Origin of the sequence: Brenneria alni, assembly GCF_003666245.1 — a bacterium.
Taxonomy (GTDB): domain Bacteria; phylum Pseudomonadota; class Gammaproteobacteria; order Enterobacterales; family Enterobacteriaceae; genus Brenneria; species Brenneria alni.
In genome coordinates, this window is record NZ_MJLZ01000072.1 from 1 (window position 1) to 7084 (window position 7084).

The 7084-nt window shown below is 45.3% G+C and carries 8 protein-coding genes and 2 pseudogenes; 8 read left to right on the forward strand and 2 right to left on the reverse strand.

Going from position 1 to position 7084, the window contains the following annotated elements:
- Nucleotides 1-150: 150 nt before the first annotated feature.
- A pseudogene (locus tag BIY29_RS19155) lies at nucleotides 151-363 on the reverse strand (Arm DNA-binding domain-containing protein); the annotation flags it as partial.
- A 418-nt stretch (nucleotides 364-781) separates the two neighbouring features.
- On the opposite strand from BIY29_RS19155, the gene BIY29_RS19160 reads away from it, so the two are divergent.
- Together BIY29_RS19160 and BIY29_RS19165 are read left to right on the forward strand one after the other, a co-directional pair.
- Nucleotides 782-1075: a type II toxin-antitoxin system TacA family antitoxin gene (locus BIY29_RS19160; RefSeq protein ID WP_038921611.1), complete on the forward strand. Its 294-nt coding sequence runs from the start codon at nucleotides 782-784 to the stop codon at nucleotides 1073-1075.
- Complete coding sequence (locus tag BIY29_RS19165) at nucleotides 1072-1566, forward strand: GNAT family N-acetyltransferase (RefSeq protein ID WP_121576616.1); 495 nt, start codon at nucleotides 1072-1074, stop codon at nucleotides 1564-1566. Before BIY29_RS19160 ends, BIY29_RS19165 begins: the two co-directional genes overlap by 4 nt.
- Before the next feature lie 81 nt (nucleotides 1567-1647).
- On the opposite strand, the gene BIY29_RS20335 is transcribed toward BIY29_RS19165, so the two are convergent.
- Nucleotides 1648-2103: a hypothetical protein gene (locus BIY29_RS20335; protein ID WP_121576617.1), complete on the reverse strand. Its 456-nt coding sequence runs from the start codon at nucleotides 2101-2103 to the stop codon at nucleotides 1648-1650.
- Between the two features lie 40 nt (nucleotides 2104-2143).
- Between BIY29_RS20335 and BIY29_RS19175 the strand changes: the two genes are divergently transcribed.
- From BIY29_RS19175 to tnpA (BIY29_RS21095), 6 genes and pseudogenes are all read left to right on the forward strand, one after another.
- Complete coding sequence (locus BIY29_RS19175; protein ID WP_121576618.1) at nucleotides 2144-3151, forward strand: nucleoid-associated protein; 1008 nt, start codon at nucleotides 2144-2146, stop codon at nucleotides 3149-3151.
- Nucleotides 3144-4070 (forward strand): GapS4a family protein, encoded by a 927-nt coding sequence (gene gapS4a, locus BIY29_RS19180; RefSeq protein WP_121576619.1) that lies wholly within the window; start codon nucleotides 3144-3146, stop codon nucleotides 4068-4070. The genes BIY29_RS19175 and gapS4a overlap by 8 nt, the downstream gene beginning before the upstream one ends.
- Nucleotides 4067-5191, forward strand: coding sequence for a GapS4b family protein (gene gapS4b / locus BIY29_RS19185; RefSeq protein WP_121576620.1), 1125 nt, complete (start codon nucleotides 4067-4069; stop codon nucleotides 5189-5191). Before gapS4a ends, gapS4b begins: the two co-directional genes overlap by 4 nt.
- Before the next feature lie 279 nt (nucleotides 5192-5470).
- Nucleotides 5471-5821, forward strand: a complete 351-nt coding sequence (gene tnpA / locus BIY29_RS19190) for an IS66 family insertion sequence element accessory protein TnpA (protein ID WP_147437181.1) — start codon at nucleotides 5471-5473, stop codon at nucleotides 5819-5821.
- Between the two features lie 200 nt (nucleotides 5822-6021).
- Nucleotides 6022-6873, forward strand: a pseudogene (locus BIY29_RS19195) (helix-turn-helix domain-containing protein); the annotation flags it as partial.
- A 43-nt stretch (nucleotides 6874-6916) separates the two neighbouring features.
- The coding region (gene tnpA / locus BIY29_RS21095; RefSeq protein WP_420808437.1) for an IS66 family insertion sequence element accessory protein TnpA at nucleotides 6917-7084 on the forward strand (168 nt) is incomplete at its 3' end.

The following is a 7084-nucleotide window of genomic DNA, read 5'->3' on the forward strand; positions in this document are numbered from 1 at the left end:
AGGGTATTGCAGACGTTATCGATTATATCGATAGTTTTTATAATCTGAAAAGGCGGCATTATAAGCTGGGAAATATATCGCCGGACGAATATGAACGGCGACTACAGCAATGTGCCTAAATCAGTGTCCGGTTTTATTTGACCATTACAGGGCTTCCTCACGTAGTTTACGGGCCGTTGCCAGCGAGACAGTCGGGTAAGCGCCAAACGCCAGCTTTTTCTCTTTGCCGCCGAAGCGGTATTTGAGATGCCAGAGTTTGGAACCGTTGGATTTGATCAGCAGATATAAACCTTGCGCGTCGCTGAGTTTGTAAGGTTTATCGAGTGGCTTGGCGTTGCGGATGGCGGTATCTGTCAGAGGCATGGTGGGGGCTCCATAGTATATCGAACCGGCAGACCCCCAATTAAGCCCCCAAAAACTACGGATATCAAAAAATCTGGTAATACCCATTGGTACTCCAGATACTTTTTAACTTACTGATTTTTTAACGTTCCCGGATACATGAGGACATCCTGAAACTAAATTTTGGTGCCCGGACTCGGGATCATTCAGCTTTCTATTAAGTTGAAATACAGAGTAAATTTTAATCGTGGCGGTTGTCAAGACCCGTAGGTTGACCCGTATTTTTATAGATAGATCAGAATGATGGGTCACATGCGATAAAGAAATGTCCGGTTCGTTCCTTCGATTCGATTCCCTATGATGTCTATAAATCGTAATGACATTAGCGTTACGGTTGCTGTATGATTAATATCCAGAGAGTATATTCGAGGATAACATCATGCCAGCGACGAACAGCGTTTCTGTTAAACGCGAAACACTAAATTTACGCATCAAGCCTGCCGAACGAGATCTGATCGATCGTGCTGCAAAGGCCAGAGGAAAAAATCGTACTGATTTTGTCCTTGAGGCCGCTCGTGCTGCCGCAGAGGAAGCGTTGATCGATCAGCGCATCATCATGGCAGATCCTGATGCTTATCAGGAATTTCTTGCTCGTTTGGATCAGGCTCCTGCACCAAATGCCGCGCTGCGAAAAACCATGCAAACGCCTGCACCGTGGGAACAGAAAAAATGATTTCCGCCCCTGAGCCACTTCGCGCCGAACATGTACTATCTTCATTCTGTTGCGGCGTGGAGTCTATGGACAACTGGCTGAAACAGCGGGCGATGAAAAATCAGGTCACTGGCGCATCACGAACTTTCGTCAGTTGCGATGGCGCTAAAGTGTTAGCGTATTATTCATTGGCTTCCAGTGCCGTAGCAACGAATGCCGCCCCTGGACGTTTTCGCCGCAATATGCCCGATCCGATTCCGGTGGTAGTGCTGGGACGTCTGGCGGTGGATACGTCATTGCATGGTCAGGGAGTTGGCCGGGCGCTGGTGCGTGATGCCGGGCTGCGGGTGATTCAGGTGGCAGATACTATCGGTATCCGAGGGATGTTGGTTCATGCGCTATCTGACGAAGCGCGGGAGTTTTACCTACGGGTGGGGTTTGAGCCTTCTCCGATTGATCCGATGATGCTTATGGTGACGTTGGGGGATTTGGTGGGGAGTTTATCCATTTGAACTTGATGTTGTGCAAGTGAATATCGAAAAATGATGGTCCGGTTTGCCGGGATGCTTACAAAAAGACGAATGTATGGGCTCTTAGAAAGGACACAAAAAATGGACCTCGGCATCAAAAGCCTGCAAGAAGTATCGAGTGACATTGCCATTACTATAGAAAGGAGAGGGGGACTTTATGAACCGCCCCGGAAAACCGGGGCGGTTCAGATCGACCAGATTAATCTTCTCGACATCAAATCCGCCAGAAATGGAGTGTATTTTCTTATTACGGTCTGGATCTAGACAACATTTTTCTGAATGCTGGCTGGTAGCTATTGGGCTTGCTGCGCACAAGAGCAAGTCGTTTGCACCGTCCTTGCCTTCAATCTGGAAGGTATAGACCGTCGCCGGGAACGAAGGATTGTCGAGGGGCACGAACAGGTAGTCCCGCCAAACCCCGCGGGTCTTCTTCCTCGTTGCGCCGATGTCGTAGCCTACTGCTTGCATAGCTTGAATTGAAAGTAGAAACTGAGGAAAACTTAGAGTAGTCGAGCACACTACCTGGCACCGTGGGTGTTGGATCTAAAGGGGAGAATTAATGGAAATTGGTGAGTCGGTTGTCAAAGCAGTCATACTCCATCAGGTTGGAAACCGCTTGAGAGAGGAATCTTTGGTTTTGGCGGATAAATGCTTCGCCATTACAGATAGCATTTCTAACGTCATACTTGGCGGTTACTTACGTGGAATAGTCAGCGACAAGAATCAATATGTGCTGAGCCACGAGAGTGATATGGCGCTAAACGATGTGGCACATCATGCCTCGGGATTTTTTAGCAAAAAAATATCTTTTGAAGATCTGTCGAAAAATCTGGCCACTCACTTATATTCCTCTGCCCATCACCCCAACATTGCGTCTGGCGATCTTTTTGTGATTCTGTTTGATAAGCTTAAAGTGGGTGATGTATATCGTTCTGCAATTGGAATCTACAAGTCAGAATCAAAGCAGCAGTATTTGTCAGCCCGCATAGACGGAAAAATACAGCAACTCGAAGTCTCCAGCGGCATAAATCCCGATTTGATTGACAAGGGGGCTCTGATTGTTGATGGTACCGATATTATCTATGCCATTGATAGGCTCAGCAGTCGAACAAAATACTGGGTTGATGACTTTTTGAAGGCAAAGCAGATTCCCAATGAAAGCACTAAGTCAGCCGTCGCTACCGGATTGATAGAGAAGGTTCGTGAAAATATTGAAAGCCCTGTAGCGCGACAAGAGTTTTGTCGGGAAGTCATTGCCTTGTGCTCAGACAAAGACAATGTGCTGGGTGAAGAAATCAGGGAAGTGTCTGAAAAATATGTATCTCCTGATGTATGGGACAAGGAATTAGACCGACTGGTTGAACGCAAAGGATTGGTTGATACAAAAGACATGAGTGTATCTGCAAAAAGCCTTCAGACCAAGTTGAATAGAATATTCAATCGCATCAACTTAGGTAACGATATTAGCTTGATAATCCCTGGCGACCTTTCATTTAGTGACGTGGAGTTCAAGATCGATGGCAAATCCATAAAAATAAATGTAACTTTGGAGAGAAAAAATGGGTGAGCCGTCGAAAACCTCTGGTGAGAATGGAGAAAAAATCACAGAAGAACTCTTGAGGTTGATTGGATGGAACAATCTGTTGAAAGGTGTCAGCGTACCTTGCATAAATAAATCTCATAACCGAGAGAAAACTCACGGAAATGATTTTATTTTTATCTATGACAATCCACTTCATGATAGTCGGACTGATGTTGTATATATCTCATCTAAAAATGCAAAAAAAGGCTATCCTAAAGGGGATCAAGGTGTCAGGACGGCATTCAAAAAACACTTGTCCGAGCTTGATGAGATTGTCTCCTGCTCAAAAATAAGCGCTGAGATCTCACAGAAACTACAAACCTTCCAAGGCCGCAGGCAGAAAAAACATGTGGGCCTTCTTGTTTGGCTGCATGGGGACAGCGAAAATTTAGAAAAAGACATCAAACCGGCCTTAAGCAAGGTACAGCTTGACTTATCCTCAAATTGCCCACTCTATCTATTAGATATGTCACGCGCCTCGTTCATTAAAGAAGCAATTAGCCATTTCAGGGCCATCAAGCAGGGGAAAGAGTATAGTTTTTATTATCCAAAACTTGGGAATGTGATTGCCTCTCCAGATGAACGATATGGTGATGTACTACCAATAGAACTCATAGCTTCCGATCTCATTCCCATTAGATTCACTCTGGGAGAAAGGCCTTCTCTGTGTCTATATGTCAAACAAGCTTTCTCGGAAGAATCCCTCAAGAAAATTTGCAGTCTGGCTTTCGACTTCGCTGACGGATGGGTTGAAGACATATTTATTGGCCTAGAAAGCTACCACCCTGCGGATGACAAGCAAGCAAAAGATGCTGTCCTGATGGCTTACCAAGAGAGGAAAGCACGTATTAAAGTGTTTTGCTATAAAAAATCTCTCCTTGATCTTCTGGAGTACGGATTATGAACACACCGAGCAGACAAGCCCCTGCCAAACAATTTGATTATGAGCGAGCCGATCGCTTGAGAGTACTGCTCAATAGCGAGCACATTAGTAATGGTGAAATCACAGAGACACTCAAGGAGAAAGGGATATTTATAGGCAGCACCAACAAATCGGATACTGTACCACTTTTGAGTGCTTCTTTGTTAACTCCGGCCGAATTCAAGATGCTTGTTGAAAAGTCCTTTACTCGAGAATCAGGAAAAAAGTATTCGTCTTGCAATTTTAAACTGACATCTTCAAGTGCCGACTGGAAGTCGGAAATTCTTAATAACTTCGATTCAGCTATTGGGGGCATTAAAATTGAAGATGATCGTGAATTTGCTTCCGAACCCTCTATTTCGGTTGACCCTGATGGAAATGTCCTGATTTCATATTCCTTACGAGTGCTAGATTTCAGCAAAGACTGGATAGAGCAGGAGGTTGTTTATCCGGGGGAAATACTGCTTAAACAATCTGGTAGCGGTTTGGAAATTGAGGTCAACAGATTCAGAACATCCAAGGACACCAATAAGCTTAACGATGCCATTACTGGGGCCATCGGTAAATTCTACAAATCAAAAGGTGTAACATCGAACGAACAACCTGAATCTATTTTTTTTAATGACTTCACGAACAGTGAACGTATCCGTTTCTTTCTGCAATTGACATCTGTTAATACTCCTGATTTCTCTTTCAAGGAGATCGGTAACTTCGAGATCATTCGAGATCAGGAGGCCGGGGCACTGCCGAAAGAACAACGAATTGAGTGGATGGAAGGTCATGTCAACAAAATACAGATAAAAGGTAGTGATCTTGGGAAAATATTCCTTCTCCATGAACCAAGCTACTACCAATATTACTATTTGATAAAAATGACAGCTACATATGCTTTCAAATTTGGCGCAAATACTGGCGACTGTGGTGTTGAATTTTCATTTTCAGGAAAAACTTCAAGAGATGACGATTACTCTGGAACCACATTCGATTTCAGTATCGAACGACTATCGCGACTAGAGGAAGGAAGTAAAAATCAGGTAAGAAAAGCGATCATTCAAAAAATTCATGAAGCAAGGGATGCTGCTTTCAAGCATGTAAAGCCGTAGTCGTCGATGTGCCGATGTGCCAGAAGCTTCATTCGGTGGAACTGTATACGAAGCGTCCGGTGAACTCATATTGCTAACAAAACTCTGCTGCCACACGCTGCCCTCATTCAATAAAACGAACCTGAGGTAATATATGGCAAAACGGTATTCTCTCCGTGAACGGCAGCAGCATCTCGATGCCTGGCAACAGAGCGGTAAGCGTCTGGCGAACTCATATTGTTAACAAAACTCAGCTGCCACATGCTTCCCTCACTCAATAAAACGAACCTGAGGTCAAATATGGCAAAACGGTATTCTCACAGTGAACGGCAACAGCATCTCGACGCCTGGCAACAGAGCGGGTTAACTAAACAACACTATTGCCGGCAACACGATTTGAACCCGGCCACCTTTTATTACTGGCTCAAACATCATCACGATGACGCTACCGTCCCCATTCCCGCAGCATTTATTCCTGCTCGTCAGGTTATGCCGGGGAATAACGACGCCGACACGGTTACGTTTGAAGGGGACGAGCGAGGTATGCATGCTCACCCGAATAAAATATTTTCTTGTTGGTGCGGATACGATAAAGGTTATCGAGACGGACCTGAAGGATATGGATATTTTTCAGGGCTTCAAAGTCGATGACTGACTTTATTCAAAAATATATCAATCTTCACAATAAATTAAAGGGATAGCATTTGTCTCCTTTACTGCATGTGAAAAAGATGAAAGTATCCATAAAATGTATTAGTCGCGACTTGATCTGACATATGGCCTTGAAAGGTTGAGAGTTACCGGTTTTGATATGGGTGTCGAATCCTTATACAAAACACGAGGTAACTCTCATGCTTCATACTACCAATCCCGTTATCAAACACAAAGCCGGTTTGCTCAATCTGGCGGAAGAACTCAGCAACGTATCGAAAGCCTGTAAAATCATGGGCGTTTCACGTGATACATTTTATCGTTACCGCGAACTGGCCGATGAAGGTGGCGTGGATGCGCTGATAAACCGGAGTCGTCGCGCACCAAACCTTAAGAACCGTATCGATGATGCCACTGAGCGGGCTGTTGTTGATTATGCCGTTGAGTTCCCAGCTCACGGCCAGCACCGGACCAGTAACGAGCTGCGCAAACAGGGCGTTTTTATCTCCGGTAGCGGTGTCCGTTCCGTTTGGTTACGTCATAACCTTGAGAACTTCAAAAAACGCCTGAAAGCGCTGGAAGAAAAAGTGGCCCGTGACGGCATTGAACTGACTGACAGCCAGATCGCAGCGCTGGAACGTAAAGCCAGTGATGATGAAGCCTGTGGTGAGATTGAAACCGCTCATCCGGGTTATCTGGGTTCACAGGACACGTTCTACGTGGGCAACCTGAAAGGCGTCGGGCGTATCTATCAACAGACGTTCGTTGATACGTACTCGAAGGTGGCTCACTGCAAGCTTTACGTCACCAAAGCGCCGATTACAGCGGCTGATTTGCTGAATGATCGTGTACTGCCATTTTATGAGTCTCAGGGCCTGCCGATGCTGAGAATACTGACAGACAGAGGTACAGAATATTGCGGCAAAGTGGACCACCATGATTATCAGCTTTATCTGGCGATAAATGACATCGGACACACAAAAACTAAGGCGATGTCACCACAGACCAACGTAAGCGTCCGGCAAACTCACATTGTTAACAAAACTCTGCTGCCACATGCTGCCCTCACTCAATAAAACGAACCTGAGGTAAAATATGGCAAAACGGCATTCTCACCGTGAACGGCAACAGCATCTCGACGCCTGGCAACAGAGCGGGTTAACTAAACAACACTATTGCCGGCAACACGATTTGAACCCGGCCACCTTTTATTACTGGCTCAAACATCATCACGATGACGCTACCGTGGCCGCTACCGCCGCA